Source organism: Halobaculum sp. CBA1158 (assembly GCF_021431925.1).
GTDB lineage: Archaea > Halobacteriota > Halobacteria > Halobacteriales > Haloferacaceae > Halobaculum.
Genome location: NZ_CP090371.1, coordinates 442,284 through 457,191, shown reverse-complemented (window position 1 = coordinate 457,191; position 14,908 = coordinate 442,284). Strand labels below are relative to the sequence as shown.

Genomic DNA, 14,908 nt, shown 5'->3' with positions numbered 1-14,908 from the left:
GCTCAGATCCCTCCGGTGAGCGTCGTCATGATCGCGAAGATGACGAACCCGAGAAAGCCCACGAGGAAGATGCCCGCGCCGGCGATCTTGGAGATCTGGGAGAACTCCTCCCAAGAGGGCGTGCTCGCCAGCTTGAGCACCCTGACGTAGCTTGTCAGGTCGTACTTGACATCCATGTTGATCGGTCGTACTCCGCGGCTCCTTCTATATCTGTTGCTCCGGGGCGGTGCGTGGCGGGTGCGAGCCGAAGAGGAGAACTGGAACGGCGGGGCGACGGGGCGTCCCGCCCGGCCGACCCGTCGACTCCGAGGCGGACGGGGGTGGAGGCCGGGTTACTCGACGTAGTCGATGTCCTCGAGGTTGTCGCCGGCGGCGACCTGTGCGGCCTCGTTGCGGCCGTAAATCTGGGGAGAGTCGACGCCCGTGACGACGATCATCGTCCGCATCTGCCCCTCGAGTTCCTCGTCGATCGAGGTGCCCCAGATGATCCGCGCGTCGGGGTCGATCCGGTCGTAGATCTCCTCGACGACGCCCTCGGCCTCCTCGATGGACATGTCCGAGCCGCCGGTGACGTTCACCAGTGCGGAGTTCGCCCCGGAGATGTCCACGTCGAGCAGCGGCGAGCGCAACGCCGACTGGACGGACTCCTGGGCCTTCGTGTCGGAGTCGGACTCGCCGAGGCCTATCATCGCGACGCCGCCCTTCTCCATGACGGTGCGGACGTCGGCGAAGTCGAGGTTGACGAGGCCGGGCTTGGTGATCAGCTCGGTGATGCCCTTGACGCTGCGCATCAGCACCTCGTCGGAGATCTTGAACGCCTGGCGGACGGGGAGCTTCCCGACGGCGTCGAGGAGGCGGTCGTTGGGGACGACGATCACGGTGTCGGCCACGTCGCGGAGGCGTTCGAGCCCCGCCTCGGCGTTCGTCCGTCGCACCTCGCCCTCGGCGGTGAAGGGGGTGGTGACGATGGCGATGGTGAGCGCGCCGATCTCGCGGGCCGCCTTCGCGACGACCGGGGCCGAGCCCGTGCCGGTGCCGCCGCCGAGGCCGGCGGTGACGAACACCATGTCCGAGCCCTCGAGCGACTCGCGGATCTCGTTTTGCGACTCGATGGCGGCCTCCTCGCCGACCTGCGGGAGCGAGCCAGCGCCGCGACCCTGGGTCTTCTCCTGGCCCATCAGGATCTTCGTGTCGGCCTCGATGTTGACGAGGTGCTGCACGTCGGTGTTGGCCGCGACCAGGTCCGCGCCGTGGATCCCCTCCTCGAACATCCGATTAACCGTGTTGCCGCCGGCCCCCCCGCAGCCGACGACCGTGATGTTGGTCTGGAGGTCTTTGAGGACGTCCTGCAGTTCCTCGTCGGTCATCTTCCCCGTCCGGGGGGCGTCGCCGTCGGCGTCCGGCGAGCCGCCGGCGTCGGGGGCGGTTCCCCCAGCGGAGTCGGAGCCCGCGGGAGCGCCGTCGTCCCCCGGCTCCCCGGCCTCCTCCTCGGCCTCGTTAATCGCGTCCTCGACGATGGAATCCATAGGTATGCGGGTGCGTTGCCGACGGAGAGTTATTATCCTTCCCCTCGCGTCGTGCACGTGTCAGACGCCGTCCCGTCGTCGTCTCGTCGGAACTCGGCCGGCGGACCCGGCCGGCGATAACGGACCGACCGGACCGGACCCGAACGGATCCGGGCGGAGGGGTGAGTGCTCAGACGGGGAAGCGCTCCTCTCGTTCCCTGCTGACCGCCTCGGGCGGGACCGTCTCGCCGTCGACCTCGACCGGCTCGCCGGCCGAGAGCGCGCCGAACTTCGGCCCCTCGGGCACGCCGAGCGTCGCCGCCAGCTCGGGGTCGAACGACTCCACGCGCGCGACCACCGCGCCGTCCTCGCGGACGACCTCGTCGTACGTCCCGCGTAGTATCGCCGCGAGATCGTCGACGAGCGCGTCGTACGCGTCGGGACCGGCGGCGTCTGTGTCCGCGGCGTCGGCGACCGTATCGTCGCCGTGCGCGGGGACCGCCGCGCGTCCCGCGGGGCGGCTCCCTGACTGCTCGGTCTCGACGGCGACCACGTGGGCGTCGACCGCGGTCCTGGCCGCCTCGGCGTCGACGCCCTGCGCCGCCGCGAGCAATTCGGCCGGGAGGTCGACGATGCGGTAGCCGTCGGCGGCCGCCTCGCCGGCGACCGCGTCGTCCGCCGTGGCGGAATCCCCGGCGTCCCCAGCGTTCCCAGTATTCCCGGCGTCCCCGGAGTTTCCGGTGGGCGCGCGGTCGCCGAACCGGAGGCCGTCCTCGACCGGACACAGATCCGACTCCAGGGACGCCACCAGCCCCAGCGGCCGGTCGCCGACCGCGCGGACCCACGTCTCGCTCACCACTCGCACGTCGCGGTCGGCCAGCGCGTCCCGGAGGGCGGGGCGCTCGCCCTCGACGAGCGTGTGGTCCGCGTCGCTGGCGGCGACCGCGGCCTCGAGCACGTCGCCGTGTTCCTCGGGGTGACCCAGTTCCTCGAGTTGCCAGTCGACGGCGACGTGGCCGACCCCCCAGGGGGTCTCGCGAATCACTCGCTCGAACCGCGGGGCGTAGTGACCGCCGCCGAAGCCGACGAGGTGACGCGGTCGGTCGGGGTCGCCGACGGCGACGCTCGCGTCCCGGGCGGGGAGATCGAGCACGGCGCGAGCGACGGCGGTTGCGCCCGCCGGGTCGTCCCACTGCTCGTCGTCGCTGCCGAGTTCAGCGAACACAGCGGGCGTCGCGAGGTCGGTCGGGCCGTGATGGGTCCCCTCGATCGCCACCTCGTACCCCTCGGGGGCGTGGTCGTCGAAGCCGGCGACGAGCGCGCGCTGGACCCCCGGACACGTCGGGGCCAGCGAGCGCGACTCGCCGCCGTACTCCGCCTCGCCGAGGTTGCCCGTGAAGTGACACGTCAGGAGGGGGCCGGTGTCGCCTGCGTGGCGCGAGACGAACACGAGGTAGTCGGGGCGCTCGGAGAACGCGGGCGTGGGGTCGCCGAGGCGGATGTGCAGTTCGTCGAAGACGCGGAGTTCGAAGCGGGTGGGGCAGTCGCCGGTGTCGACCGCGACCGCGCCGTCCCGGTCCGCGTCGGCGACGGCTTCGGTCGCAGTCGCGGGGTCGAGCGTGTGGTACGTCCCGCCGCCGTCGGCGTCGGCGCGGTCGTCGTCGGTCCGTTCGGTCCAGTCGGCGAGCGCGAGCAGGCGCTCGGCGATGTGGGTCGAGGCGCGGTCCGCGCGGGAGACGACGATACCGATCACTACCGACGGATAGCGGTCGGTGACTCGAATACGCGTCGGTTCCGGCGGAGCGGGACGGAGCGAGTCGTGAGACGGGGGCGCGGCGTCAGTCGGCCGGCTGTTCGGCGTCGCCGTCGACAGCGTCGCGGACGGTCGCGCCCGTCAGCGTCGCCACCTCGCGGATCTGATCGCGGCGGGCCGCGAGCAGTCCGACGGAGATGACGAGATAGAAGACGGTGAACGCGTCGAGCAGGAGGATGGAGTTGGCCTCGGCGGCCGCCTCCGACATCGTCCGGATGAAGTAGAACTCCGTGATCACCTGCGAGAGGAACAACACGAGCAGCAGCAGCGACTCGCGCACGGAGATCTGGAAGTTGATGAGTATCGCGAGCGCGAAGAGGCTCTGTGCGGCGGTGATCCAGATCTCAGAGGCCTGCTTCTCGTCGAACATGAGCACGCCGTACTGCCCCAGCGAGATGCTGTACACGACGACGAGCGTCCCGATGAGCAGCGTCCACTGGTTCAGCTTCGAGGAGATGAGGGCGTTGAACGCCGCCGTCGACCGCGCCTTGTTGACGAGGTAGGCGGTGACGATCAGCTCCGGGCTCTCGGAGGCCAGCGGCGCGATCCACTGGATCATGAAGAACTCGGGGATGCCGAACTGGAGGCCCAGCGCCTCCAGCCCGTGGGCGAACGGCTCGACGGCGGTGAAGATGAGCAGCCCGGAGTAGGTGAACAGGCCGAGCACGACCGGGATCCGTATCGAGCGCGCCCTCGCCTGGAAATAGGCGGGAACGCCGACCTGTTCCTCGACTTCCTCCACGTCGCCGCGGATGATCACGAGGATGTACGCGAGGTACAGGCCGACGAGGACGATGGTGTCGATAGCGCCGATCCCGCCCCCCAGCGGCACGAAGAAGGCGAAGACGGTCGCGAGAAACAGGAAGGCGATCTCCAGGGAGATGTCGCGGTCGAGGTCGACGTAGTCTCGCAGGAAGCCGTCGCGCTTGACGACGTTGGGGTCCGCGCCGCCGCCGCTGTACGCCCGATAGACGGAGAACAGCGCGATCCCGGACCAGCCGATGCCGATGAGGATCCGGTTCGCGCCGGTCATGTTCGCGACCGCGAGGTTCGACGCGGCCGCGTCGCCCTGGCCGGCCTGCCAGGCGTACAGCGCGTCGACGGCGTACTCGGGCGCGACCGCCAGCACCGCCAGCACCGCGATGGCGAACGCCCGCGGCACGTCCTTCTCCGCGGTCTCGGCCCCCCACGCGAGCAGGAACGACGCCCCCAGCACGGCGACGCCGGCGACGCCGACGGTCGTCAGCGTCGAGAAGCCCTCGTTCACGCCGGTCAGCCACGACAGGATCCACGGGAGGGTCAGCGCGATCCCCCCGAACAGCGCGGTGAGGGGATGACGGAGTCGTGAACTCATTACCGCCACGGAGCCGGCGGCTTCCCCTTACTCTTGCGTTTCGACGATCCGCCGACGGCGACTCGGCCGACCGAGGCTCGGGTACGCGCGGTCCGCTCCTACGGGAGCAGCAGGTAGAAGAACACGAGGTACCCGCCCAGCAGGACGGTCCCGTCGAGTCGGCCGACCTCGCCGCCGCGGAGCATCACCACCGCCGCCGCGGCGGTGAACGCGATGAGCGCCGGGAAGTCGAACGAGGAGACGCCCGAGGAGACGAACACGGGGGCGATGATCGCCAGCAGGCCCAGCACCGCGAGCACGTTGTAGATGTTGGAGCCGACGACGTTGCCCACGGAGAAGTCCGCCTCCCCGCGGACCGCGGCGACGACGCTGGCGGCGAACTCCGGCAGCGACGTGCCGAACGCCAGCACCGTCAGCCCGATGAGCCGCTGGGTGAATCCGAGCTGGTACAGCATCGACCGCCCGCTGTCGATGAGCCACCGCGAGCCGAAGAACAGCAGCGCGAGGCCGACGACGAGGAACGCGACGTGCCGGGGCTGGACGCCGGCGTCCGCGTCGACCTCGGGCACCTCCTCGACGACCGCGCCGCCGTCGGCGACCGCGCCGGACTCGTCGACGGCCTCGGCCGCGTCCGTGGCACCCCGGTACAGCACGACCGTGAACGCGGCGAGCACGAGCAGGAACACCCCGCCCTCGATGCGACCGATCGTCCCGTCGAGCCCGAAGACGACGACCAACAGCGCCGCGAGCGCCATGAACGGCAGGTGCCTGCGGACCACGTTCCGCGACACCGACAGGGGACGCAGCAGCGCCGAGACGCCGAGCACCAGCCCGATGTTGGCGATGTTCGAGCCGATGACCGCGCCGAGCCCGAGCTGTGCGTCGCCGTCGACGCCCGCGATGACGCCGATGAACAGTTCCGGAGCCGTCGTCGCGAACGCCACGACGGTCACGCCGACGAGCGCCGCGTGAATCCCGACCCCGAGGGCGAGCCCGGCGGCCCCCCTCACGAGCGCCTCCGCGCCGAGATAGAGGAACACGACCCCCAAGAGCAAGAACAGGCCGTGCTCCGTCAGGAGTACGTCAGCCAACTGAAGCAGCATTGTTCGGCCGGTTCCGCCTCCGCTATTTGAATCCCACCCTCGAAATACCAGAACCGATATCTGGGTGGCTCGATCGAAGCGGAAGCCGTATCTCGACGGCAACGCCACGCACGCCGCGGTACACGGCGTTTTATTCCCCGTCGCGTCGTCGTCGCCTCCATGGACGTGTACGGACTGATCGGGAATCCGGTCGGGCACTCGCTGTCGCCGCCGATGCACGAGGCGGCCTACGACGCGCTCGACGTGGACGCGCGGTACGTCGCCCTCGAACCGGACGCAGACGAGGGCGCGGCGGCCGTGGAGGCGGCGGCGACGCTCGGGATGAGTGGACTGAACGTCACGGTGCCGTTCAAGCGGGACGTGCTCGCGGCCGTCGAGCCGAGCGACCTCGCGGCGGCGGTCGGCGCGGTCAACACCGTCGACTTCGCGTACGACCCGCCGCGGGGGTACAACACCGACGTGTCCGGGGTCCGACGGGCGTTCGGGCACCACGGCGTCGAACGCGAGGGTGCCGCCGTCGTCGTCGGGGCTGGCGGGGCCGGTCGTGCGGCCGCGTTCGCGTTGGCAGAGGACGTCGACGCCCTGCACGTCGCCAACCGGACGGCGGCCCGGGCCGAGGAACTGGCCGGCGAGGTTCGCGAGGCGCTGGGAGCCACCCGCGCGGGCGGCGCTGACGACGCGGGGGACGCGGACGCCGACCCCGCGGCGACGCCCCCGACGCGCGTGACCGCCGGCGGCCTCGACACGCTCGCGGGGACGGTGCCGTCGGCCGATCTGCTCGTCAACGCGACGACCGTCGGGATGGAGTCCGACGAGACGCCCGTGCCCGCCGAGCACCTCCACGGGGACATGGCGGTGCTGGACGCGGTGTACGCCCCGCTCGACACCCGACTGCTTCGGGAGGCGCGGGCGGCGGGCGCGACCGCCGTCGACGGCGCGTGGATGCTGCTGTACCAGGGCGTCGAGGCGTTCGAGCGATGGACCGATCGCGACGCCCCCGTCGGGGCGATGAACGGCGCGCTTCGCGACGCGCTCGACCGGTCGGAGTGACCGTCCCCTCCGATCGGGTATCGCCGCCGCTCCGGGCAGTTTTCTCGCCGTCCGCCGCTGGTTTTTTAAAAGGCGACGGCGTGGTTCCGACGACATGGCCATCCTTCGGACGATCAAACGCCTGCTGGGTATCGGGGGCGCGAGCGAGTCGAACGAGCGGGCGAGCGAGGCCTCGGTAACCGTCGAGCGCGAGCGCGAGGAGCCGGAGGCCGACGCCGGGACCGAAGCGGCGGTGAAGGGAACCGACGACGCCGAGATCAGCGACGCCGACCCGGACGACGAGGGCGACGAGCCGGCGGCCGCCGACACCGACGCCGTCGCCTCAACCGGGTCGGCCGTCGACGCGGACGCCGAGGGCGCGGCCGAGCCTGCCGAGGCCGCCGCGACACCCGGCGACGAAGAAAGCGGGGACGACGGAGTCGACGCCGGAGGCGACGAACCCGGCGAGGACGACGGCGACGCGGTCGACGCCGAGAGCGAGGGCGACGACCCGGTCGCCGCCGGCACCGACGCCGACGCCTCCACGGAGGCGCTCGTCGACGAGGAGGCGGCCAACGAGGAGGCGGCCGCGGCCGCCGAGCCGGCCGAGGCCGCGGGCCCGGAGTCCGAGGACGTGACGACGGACGTGGACGACGTGGATCCGACCGAGGGCGACGGGAGTGAGGGAACCGACGGGGACGAAGCGAGCGACGGGGATGAGGAGAGCGACGGGGAATCGACGGACGACGGCGTTCCGGTCGACGAGATCAAGGGGATCGGCCCGGCGTACGCCGAGCGACTGGGAGAGATCGGCATCGACACGGTCGCCGACCTCGTCGCCGCCGACCCCGCGGAGGTGGCCGAGCGCACGACCGTCTCCGAGAAGCGCGTCTCCCGCTGGATCGATCGCGCCGCCGAACACGAGGCGTAGCGCCGCAATCGACGCTCCGGTACCTCTCTCAAACTCCGCCCTCGAGAGCGCCCTCACCGACACCGGCAAGGCGATGGTCCGCGACTCCCCGATCATGTGCGAGCGAGGCGGGGAGCGATGAGCGACGACGGGACGGGCGACCGCGCAGGCAACGACGGGACGGGCGACCGCACAGGCGACGACGGAACGGGCGACCGCACAGGCGACGACGGAACGGGCGACCGCACAGGCGACGACGGAACGGGCGACCGCGCAGGCGACGACGGGACGGGCGACCGGACGAGCGACACCGACGGCGTCGCGAACGGCGACCGGACCGCCGGCCGCAACGGCGGCGGCGAGCACGCCGACAGCGACCGCCTGTATCACGTCGACGGCGACCTCGTCGCCGCCGACGAGGCGACCGTCTCCGTGCGCGATCGCGGGTTCCGGTACGGCGACGCCGCCGTCGAGACGATCCGGGCGTACGGCGGGACGCTCTGGCGGTGGGACGCCCACGTCGACCGCCTGTTCGGCTCGCTGGAGGCGCTGGGGATGCCCGCGGACGACCTCGACCTCTCGGCGCTGGGGCTGGAGGCCCGCGTCCGCGACACCCTCCGCGCGAACGACCTCGCCGACGCCGCCGTCCGGCTGTCGGTCACTCGCGGGGAGACGGCCGGATTCGCCCCGCCGGCCGCCGCCGACACCGACCCGACGGTCGTGATCACGGTCGACCCGCTTCCGCGGGGCGGCCGCCGCGATGCCGGCGGGGAGTCAACGTGGACCGGGGCGGCGACGCTCCAGACCGTGAAGACCCGTCGGGTTCCCGACCGCGCGATCCCGAGCGACGCGAGGACGCACAGCTACCTCAACAACGTCCTGGCCCGCGTCGAGACGCGGGTGACCGGGGCCGACGAGGCCGTGTTGCTCGACGCCGAGGGACACGTCGCCGAGTGCGCCACCGCCTCCCTGTTCCTCGTGGCCGACGACGCCATCCGGACCCCGTCGCTCGACGGGCCGGTGTTCCCGGGGGTCGCTCGCGCCGAGGTGCTGGACATCGCCCGCGGGGAGGGCTTTCCCGTCGAGGAGGGGCGGTACACGCCCGACGACGTGCGCGACGCCGACGAGGCGTTCGTCGCCTCCTCGCTCCGAGAGATCCGACCCGTCGGCACGTACGACGGCGTCGACGTCGGCGGGGGACCGGTGACGGAACTGCTGAGCCGACTGTACGACGACCGCATCGAGCGCGAGTGTTACGGTGACGGCGTGGCGGACGGCGAACGCGACGGTGACCGCGAGGACCGGACCGGCGACCGTGACACCGCCACCGCCACCGGCGACCGCGACCGCGACACCGCTACCGACGACCGCGACACCGCCACCGACGACCGCGACACCGCCACCGACGACCGCGACCGCGACGCCGACGGCGGCCGTCGGGGCGAATAGGGAGTCATACAAGCCCGCGACCCCTCCGTCGTCACATGGACGAGGCCGCGCGGATCGTCGACGCCGACGAGGTCGCGGAGGGCGAGACGCTGTTGTTCACGCTGCGCGACGACGAGGGAGAGCCCGCGGAGGCGTTCTGCACCCGGCTGTCCGACGGCGCTATCGTCGCGTACCGCAACTACTGCCAGCATTGGACGGACGTGCGCCTCGACAAGGGCGACGGGGCGCGCGTCACGAACGGCGAGGTGTGGTGTCAGCGACACGGCGCGACGTTCCAACTCGATACCGGCTACTGTGACTTCGGCCCCTGCGAAGGGTCGGTGATGGAGTCGGTGGACGTGGTCGTCGCCGACGGCGGCGTGTTCCTCGACGACGACGGGTACACCTTCGACCACCTCGGCGAACACGAGGGGGAGGGCGACGAGGAGGGTGGAAGCGACGGCGGTGGGCGGATCGACTTCACCGGCTCCTGAACGTCCCTCGAACGCCCGTCAGAACTCCGACGTGGAGGCGGCGGTTCCCGTCGCGCCGAGGTCGACGTCGATCGCGTCGCGGACGGCCTCGACGGCCGTCGTCACCTCGGCGTCGGGATCGAGGGTGAGCAGCAGCCCCTCGTTCCCGGTGTACAGTCTGACGACGGTGAGGTGCTCCATCCCGGTGGAGACGTACTCGACGCCGCCGGCGACCGGGAACAGCTCGTCGACGAACAGCCCGATCTCCGAGAAGTCGATCCCGGTGTACTGGTGGATCTGGTCGAAGTGATCGGTCATCTCCTCCTCGTCGGCGTAGAACGACCGCGTGAACTCGTCGCAGTAGGCGATCTCGTACGCGTCGGCGGTGAACGCCGCGACGACGTGGAGCGCGTGCTCGTCGTCGATCGCGGCGTCGATCGCCCCCCGAACCGCGTTCACGTCGAACGAGACGACGTCGTCGCTGTCGGCCATACGGCGAATACTAACGCAGACGTGTGAAAACAACATCGGTCGTGGCGGCGGGGCGGATGGGTCGTCGGTCGGCTCGCGGTTCGCGCCGCTTCTCGCGTTGCCTCGGCGACAGAACATAGCGAGAGGTAGATTTGAACCACGCCCGGACGTGCTCACTGGCGCTGCGTGCGTCCGGTCCACTTCAAATCCACCTCAAGACGAAGTCCGCCGCACGGTTCACGAGTCACTCCGTTCGTCGTTCGCGGTGTGCGGCGAGAAGTAGCGGGAGGTAGATTTGAACACAGTCGTTTCGCTCGCTGACGCTCGCTTCTCTCCCTGCTCAAATCTACTCCGGAACGAGTGACCGCGCGCGGCTCGTGACTCACATCCGTTCGTCACTCGCGGTGCGCGCGCAGAACATAGCGGGAGGTAGATTTGAACTACCGATCTCCGGGTTATGAGCCCGGCGGAATCTCCTGGCTATCCCATCCCGCTACCGGAGACAAAACGACCTGCACTTGTAAGGGTTGTGTTTCCGATCCCGTCGCCGTATGCGGTTTCTCACCACGTTACTCGCCAACGCGCCAGGTGAACAGGCTCTCGGCGACGTAGTTGACGACCATCCCCGCGCCGATGCCGCCGACGCGGGAGGCGACGAACCACAGGTCGATCCCCGCCGCCGAGACGGGGATCGCGACGACGCGAAACAGCAGCGTGAACACGACGAGCTGTACCGCGGTCCCGCCGGCGCGGACGACGTTCGACCGGACGAGTCGACGGAGCGCCGGGACGACGCCGGCGGCCCCCTCGCCCGCGAACGTGACGCGGTCGTTGAGCAGGAACATGACGACGATCGCCGTCTCGATGCCGATCAGCGCGGCCAGTTCGGGGAACACGCCGAGTTCGCTGAGCGCCGTCGAGGAGGCGATGTCGACGGTCGCGCCGACGACGCCGACGGAGACGAACTGGCCGATGCGCGTCCCCGACGCCAGCGTCTCGACTGTGCCGCGGTCCCGACTCATCGCGCGTCGCTCCCGGAGGCGTCCGTCACGCCGCCGTCGCCGCCGGACGCGGCCGAGGCGTCGTCCTCGCCCGGGCGGTTCACCAGCGCGACGCCCTCCTCGCGGTCGAGCAGGCGGTGCAGGCGGTCGTCGCGGATGAGTCGCGCGCGGTGGCGCGCGACGAGCAGCCCCCGTCCCATGTCGAGGGTGTCGCCGACCGGCGAGACGGTCGATCCGGGCTGGTCCTCCCACGTCACGGGCACCTCGACGATCCGGTGGTCCAGCGCGGCCGCCACGGCGATCAGCTCGATGTCCCACGCGAACCCCGGCTCGTACAGGTGGTCGCGGACGGCGTCCCACGTCGCCGCCGACAGCGCCTTCGCGCCGCATTGATAGTCGTGGAGGTCCGCATCGAGCAGCCGGCGCGCGGTCCACGCGAAGCCGTCGCCGAGCAAGCGCCTCGCGATCGTCTGGTGTGACCGCACGTCCGCGGCGGGGTGCCGGCGGGAGCCGGCGGCGAGGTCCGCCTCGTCGCCGGCGACGGGGTCGATCACGTCCGAAAGCGACGCCGCGGGGGTGGCCCCGTCGGCGTCGGCGAAGGCGTACACGTCCGTCGAGAGCGCCTCGAACCCTGCGGTGACGGCCGCGCCTTTCCCCCGGCGACGCCGGACCACCCGACAGTCGACCCAGTCGGGCAACTCGAGTGACTCGCGGACGGTCGTCGAGTCGGGGGCCGTCGCCGAGCCGGTCGCGCGCCCCGGAGCGTCGAGTTCGACGCGGAGCTCGTCGGGGTCGATCGTCTCCCGAAGCGCGGCGAGGTACGTCCGGAGCCGACCCGGATCCGGCCGATACGCGGGGACGACGATCCCGACGGTCGGCTGCATACCATCGGCTTCCGCGTGCCCGGGTAAAAACGGTGCGAACGCGTCCAGCGATTCGTAGTCGGCGGTCGACGGTCCGCGGTCGACAGTCAGCGGTCGGCAATCGGCAGCCCGCAGTCGGCAATCGGCAGTCAGCGGTCGGCGTCCGCATCGTCGGCCGGCGGCCATCCGCCGGAACCGGCTATCAGCGGAGGAACGAGCCGATCAACACGAGCAGTCCGATCAGGGCGATCACCCCGAAGACGGGGAGCATCGTCGCGTCGGTCCCCCCCGGGAGCGTCCCGCCCGCGACCAGCGCCTGGACGACGAGGTTGCCCGCGATCGCGGCGACCAGCACGAGTCCGCCGGCGATCAGCAGTTTGCTTCCGCCGAACGGTTCCCCCTCCGAGTCGTCCTGCTGAGGCACACGGGCGATCGGGGCCGTCGATGCTTAGTGGTTGGTGTCGACGCGATCGGTCACGGTCCGGGGACGTGCGTCGTGACGGAGGGAAAGGAACTTACCCCGGCGGCGACCCCTGAACACCAGATGGAGTACGCCCTCGTCCTCCGGTGGCTCCTCGCGCTGCTGGCGCTGGGTGCCGTCGGGATCCCCCTCGCCGCCCGCCTGTTCCCCCGGTTCGCCACCCGCGGCGTCGGGTTCGCCCTCCCCGTGTCGACGCTCGTCGTCGGCGTCGTCGCCTTCTGGGTCGGCCGAGTCGCGTTCGGTCCGGTGGCGCTCGCGGCCGGACTGCTCGTCCTGTTGGCGGCGTCGGCGCTGGCGCTCCTCGACCGCGACGCCCTCCGCGCGGGCGACGTCGCCGTCGACGAAGACGCCCGCGAACGGCTTCCCGAGTTGGACGTCGTCGCCGACACCGCCGTGGTGTTCGTCGCCGCCGTCTGTCTGATCGTCGTGATCCGCGGGTACGACCCGGCGGTCGACCCGATCGCCGGCGAGAAGTTCCTCGATTACGGCATCCTCAAGTCGCTGTTGCGCGCGGACGCGCTCCCCCCCGAGGACATGTGGTTCGCCGGCGAGGGCGTCCGCTACTACTACGGCGGCCACCTGGTCGCGGCCCTGTGGTCGACGCTGACGGCGACGCCGGCGCGGTTCGGCTACAACCTCGCGCTCGCGGGGTTCTTCGGGGCGCTCGTCGCCGCCGTCTACGACCTCGCGGGCGCGGTCGCCGCCGAGCGCGGGCGCTCGCGACGCGCCGCCGGCCTGCTCGCGGCGTTCCTCGTCGGCGTCGCCGGCAACCTCCACACGGGCGGGTGGGCGCTGTTGCGGGCGCTCCCGGCGGACCTCCGGGGACGCGTCGGCGACGCCGTCGGGATCGACGCCGGAAGCGTCGCCGCCGAGGAGTTCTCCTACTGGACGGCCAGCCGGATCATCCCGGGGACGATCAACGAGTTCCCGCTGTTCGGGTGGCTCAACGGCGACCTCCACGCGCACATGACGATGACGCCGTTCCTCGTGCTTGCGGCGGCGCTTGCGTACGCGCTCTACCGGACGCCCGCCGTCGAGACGCGCCGGCGACGGCTCCTCCTGTTCGGGGCGATCCCCCTCCTCGGCGGCTTCCAAGCGGTACTCGACACCTGGAGCTTCCCGAGCGTCTTCGGCCTCGCGTTCCTCGCGCTGGCGGCCGCCCCCGCCGCGCCCCGGACGCTGCTGCCGGAGGCCCTCGCGGACCGGGTCGACGACGCCGTCCGCGACGACCGACTCGCCGACGAGCTCGCGCGACCCCTCGTCGCCGGGCCGGTCGTCGTCGTCGCCGGCGCGCTGGCGGCGCTGGTCGCGATGCCGTTCCTCGTGAGCGCGGTCGGCGGCAGCGGGAGCGAGCGCGCGCTGGCCGTGTTGCCCGTCGAGATGCGGTCGTCGCTGGGGGGGCTACTCGTCGTCCACGGCGCGTTCCTCGCGACGTTCCTCGTGGGCCTGTTCGGCGCGGTCGGGCGCGAGCGCCCCCTGACGGTGCTGGCGAGCGTCGCCGCGCTGTGGGTCGCCGGCCTCGCCGTCGGCCTCCCCGCGCTGGGGCCGTTCGGCGTCCTGCTCGCGGCGGGGTGGGTCGCGCTTCGGACCGACCGCGCGGGATTCGAGACCGTGCTGATCGTCGGCGGGGCCGGGCTGGCGCTGATCGTCGAGGTGGTGTTCCTGCGCGAGCAGGCCGGGCCCGGGCGGATGAACACCGTGTTCAAGACGTACGCGCAGGTGTGGCCGCTGTGGGCCGCCGCCGCCGGCGTCGTGCTCGCGGGGCTGCTCGATGCCGCCCCTCGACCCGAAGCGTCGATGCTGTGGCCGAGTGCGGGCACCCGCGAGGTCGCCGGGTCGGTGTTCCTCGCGCTCCTGCTCGCGACGACGGGGATGTACGCCGCCTTCGCGCTGCCGGCGCACGTCGGCGGGGGATACCCCGAGGACCCGACGCTCGACGGCACCCACTTCGTCGGGGCGTCCCATCCGAGCGACGCGCCGGCCATCGAGTGGCTCGACGACCGGCCCGACCAGCCCGCTATCCTCTCGGCTCCCGCGACGCGGGTGTACCCCGGCGCGGATCCCCGCCGGGGGCACTCGCCGGGGATGTACCAGTGGGAGGCCAACCCCGCCGCCAGCCTCACCGGCCTCCCGACGGTCGCCGGCTGGCACCACGAGGTCGGCTACCGCGGGCCGGAGGCGTACTTCGCGCGGGTTCGCCAGGCCGACGACGCGTACACCTCGCGGGCGCGGGCCGTCGAGGTCCTGCGCGAGCACGACGTGCGCTACGTCTGGGTCGGCCCCGCCGAGCGCGATCGCTACCGGGAGTTCGGCATGATCGACTTCGGATCCATCGAGGGGATCGACCGAGTCGACGCCGCCTCGACGGCGACGGTGACCGTGTACGAGGTGGACCACTCGTCGCTGCCGGCGGCCGCGGAGCTTCGCGACGAGGAGAACTGAGCGACGATCCGAGCGTATCGCGGGTGTCGCGGTGT

The 14,908-nt window shown here is 71.6% G+C and carries 13 protein-coding genes, 1 tRNA gene and 1 pseudogene; 5 read left to right on the top strand and 10 right to left on the bottom strand.

Going from position 1 to position 14,908, the window contains the following annotated elements; genetic code table 11:
- Nucleotides 1–2 precede the first annotated feature (2 nt).
- From Hbl1158_RS02270 to Hbl1158_RS02250, 5 genes are all read right to left on the bottom strand, one after another.
- Nucleotides 3–176, bottom strand: a complete 174-nt coding sequence (locus Hbl1158_RS02270; RefSeq protein ID WP_234298457.1) for a protein translocase SEC61 complex subunit gamma — start codon at nt 174–176, stop codon at nt 3–5.
- A 156-nt stretch (nt 177–332) separates the two neighbouring features.
- Complete coding sequence (gene ftsZ, locus Hbl1158_RS02265) at nt 333–1,526, bottom strand: cell division protein FtsZ (protein ID WP_234298456.1); 1,194 nt, start codon at nt 1,524–1,526, stop codon at nt 333–335.
- 169 nt (nt 1,527–1,695) lie between these two features.
- Entirely contained in the window at nt 1,696–3,258 is a 1,563-nt protein-coding gene (locus Hbl1158_RS02260; RefSeq protein ID WP_234298455.1) for a D-aminoacyl-tRNA deacylase, read from the bottom strand.
- An 85-nt stretch (nt 3,259–3,343) separates the two neighbouring features.
- A complete protein-coding gene (locus Hbl1158_RS02255) occupies nt 3,344–4,672 on the bottom strand; it encodes a sodium:calcium antiporter (RefSeq protein ID WP_234298454.1) in 1,329 nt (442 codons plus the stop codon).
- Nucleotides 4,673–4,770: 98 nt separating this feature from the next.
- Nucleotides 4,771–5,775 carry a calcium/sodium antiporter gene (locus Hbl1158_RS02250; RefSeq protein ID WP_234298453.1) on the bottom strand — a complete coding sequence of 335 codons (1,005 nt, stop codon included), beginning with the start codon at nt 5,773–5,775 and terminating at the stop codon, nt 4,771–4,773.
- A 159-nt stretch (nt 5,776–5,934) separates the two neighbouring features.
- Between Hbl1158_RS02250 and Hbl1158_RS02245 the strand changes: the two genes are divergently transcribed.
- From Hbl1158_RS02245 to Hbl1158_RS02230, 4 genes and pseudogenes are all read left to right on the top strand, one after another.
- Entirely contained in the window at nt 5,935–6,825 is an 891-nt protein-coding gene (locus Hbl1158_RS02245) for a shikimate dehydrogenase (protein ID WP_234298452.1), read from the top strand.
- A 94-nt stretch (nt 6,826–6,919) separates the two neighbouring features.
- Nucleotides 6,920–7,735, top strand: coding sequence for a helix-hairpin-helix domain-containing protein (locus Hbl1158_RS02240; RefSeq protein WP_234298451.1), 816 nt, complete (start codon nt 6,920–6,922; stop codon nt 7,733–7,735).
- A gap of 360 nt (nt 7,736–8,095) precedes the next feature.
- Nucleotides 8,096–8,974: pseudogene (locus Hbl1158_RS02235) on the top strand (aminotransferase class IV); the annotation flags it as partial.
- Between the two features lie 224 nt (nt 8,975–9,198).
- Complete coding sequence (locus Hbl1158_RS02230; protein ID WP_234298450.1) at nt 9,199–9,636, top strand: Rieske 2Fe-2S domain-containing protein; 438 nt, start codon at nt 9,199–9,201, stop codon at nt 9,634–9,636.
- A gap of 18 nt (nt 9,637–9,654) precedes the next feature.
- On the opposite strand, the gene Hbl1158_RS02225 is transcribed toward Hbl1158_RS02230, so the two are convergent.
- The 5 genes from Hbl1158_RS02225 to Hbl1158_RS02205 form a co-directional block, all read right to left on the bottom strand.
- Nucleotides 9,655–10,107 (bottom strand): hypothetical protein, encoded by a 453-nt coding sequence (locus tag Hbl1158_RS02225; RefSeq protein WP_234298449.1) that lies wholly within the window; start codon nt 10,105–10,107, stop codon nt 9,655–9,657.
- A 399-nt stretch (nt 10,108–10,506) separates the two neighbouring features.
- A tRNA-Met gene (locus Hbl1158_RS02220) sits at nt 10,507–10,581 on the bottom strand.
- Nucleotides 10,582–10,655: 74 nt separating this feature from the next.
- Nucleotides 10,656–11,108 (bottom strand): GtrA family protein, encoded by a 453-nt coding sequence (locus tag Hbl1158_RS02215; protein WP_234298448.1) that lies wholly within the window; start codon nt 11,106–11,108, stop codon nt 10,656–10,658.
- Nucleotides 11,105–11,971: a glycosyltransferase gene (locus Hbl1158_RS02210; protein ID WP_234298447.1), complete on the bottom strand. Its 867-nt coding sequence runs from the start codon at nt 11,969–11,971 to the stop codon at nt 11,105–11,107. Before Hbl1158_RS02210 ends, Hbl1158_RS02215 begins: the two co-directional genes overlap by 4 nt.
- Before the next feature lie 181 nt (nt 11,972–12,152).
- On the bottom strand, nt 12,153–12,374 hold the full coding sequence (locus Hbl1158_RS02205) for a hypothetical protein (RefSeq protein WP_234298446.1): 222 nt from the start codon (nt 12,372–12,374) through the stop codon (nt 12,153–12,155).
- Between the two features lie 120 nt (nt 12,375–12,494).
- Between Hbl1158_RS02205 and Hbl1158_RS02200 the strand changes: the two genes are divergently transcribed.
- Complete coding sequence (locus tag Hbl1158_RS02200) at nt 12,495–14,873, top strand: DUF2298 domain-containing protein (protein WP_234298445.1); 2,379 nt, start codon at nt 12,495–12,497, stop codon at nt 14,871–14,873.
- The last annotated feature ends 35 nt before the right edge of the window (nt 14,874–14,908 follow it).

Bases quoted from the DNA above. Each gene is read 5' to 3' on its own strand.
- Hbl1158_RS02270 (WP_234298457.1), bottom strand. From the start codon at position 176: ATGGATGTCAAGTACGACCTGACAAGCTACGTCAGGGTGCTCAAGCTG.
- ftsZ (WP_234298456.1), bottom strand. From the start codon at position 1,526: ATGGATTCCATCGTCGAGGACGCGATTAACGAGGCCGAGGAGGAGGCC.
- Hbl1158_RS02255 (WP_234298454.1), bottom strand. From the start codon at position 4,672: ATGAGTTCACGACTCCGTCATCCCCTCACCGCGCTGTTCGGGGGGATC.
- Hbl1158_RS02250 (WP_234298453.1), bottom strand. From the start codon at position 5,775: ATGCTGCTTCAGTTGGCTGACGTACTCCTGACGGAGCACGGCCTGTTC.
- Hbl1158_RS02245 (WP_234298452.1), top strand. From the start codon at position 5,935: ATGGACGTGTACGGACTGATCGGGAATCCGGTCGGGCACTCGCTGTCG.
- Hbl1158_RS02240 (WP_234298451.1), top strand. From the start codon at position 6,920: ATGGCCATCCTTCGGACGATCAAACGCCTGCTGGGTATCGGGGGCGCG.
- Hbl1158_RS02230 (WP_234298450.1), top strand. From the start codon at position 9,199: ATGGACGAGGCCGCGCGGATCGTCGACGCCGACGAGGTCGCGGAGGGC.
- Hbl1158_RS02225 (WP_234298449.1), bottom strand. From the start codon at position 10,107: ATGGCCGACAGCGACGACGTCGTCTCGTTCGACGTGAACGCGGTTCGG.
- Hbl1158_RS02215 (WP_234298448.1), bottom strand. From the start codon at position 11,108: ATGAGTCGGGACCGCGGCACAGTCGAGACGCTGGCGTCGGGGACGCGC.
- Hbl1158_RS02210 (WP_234298447.1), bottom strand. From the start codon at position 11,971: ATGCAGCCGACCGTCGGGATCGTCGTCCCCGCGTATCGGCCGGATCCG.
- Hbl1158_RS02200 (WP_234298445.1), top strand. From the start codon at position 12,495: ATGGAGTACGCCCTCGTCCTCCGGTGGCTCCTCGCGCTGCTGGCGCTG.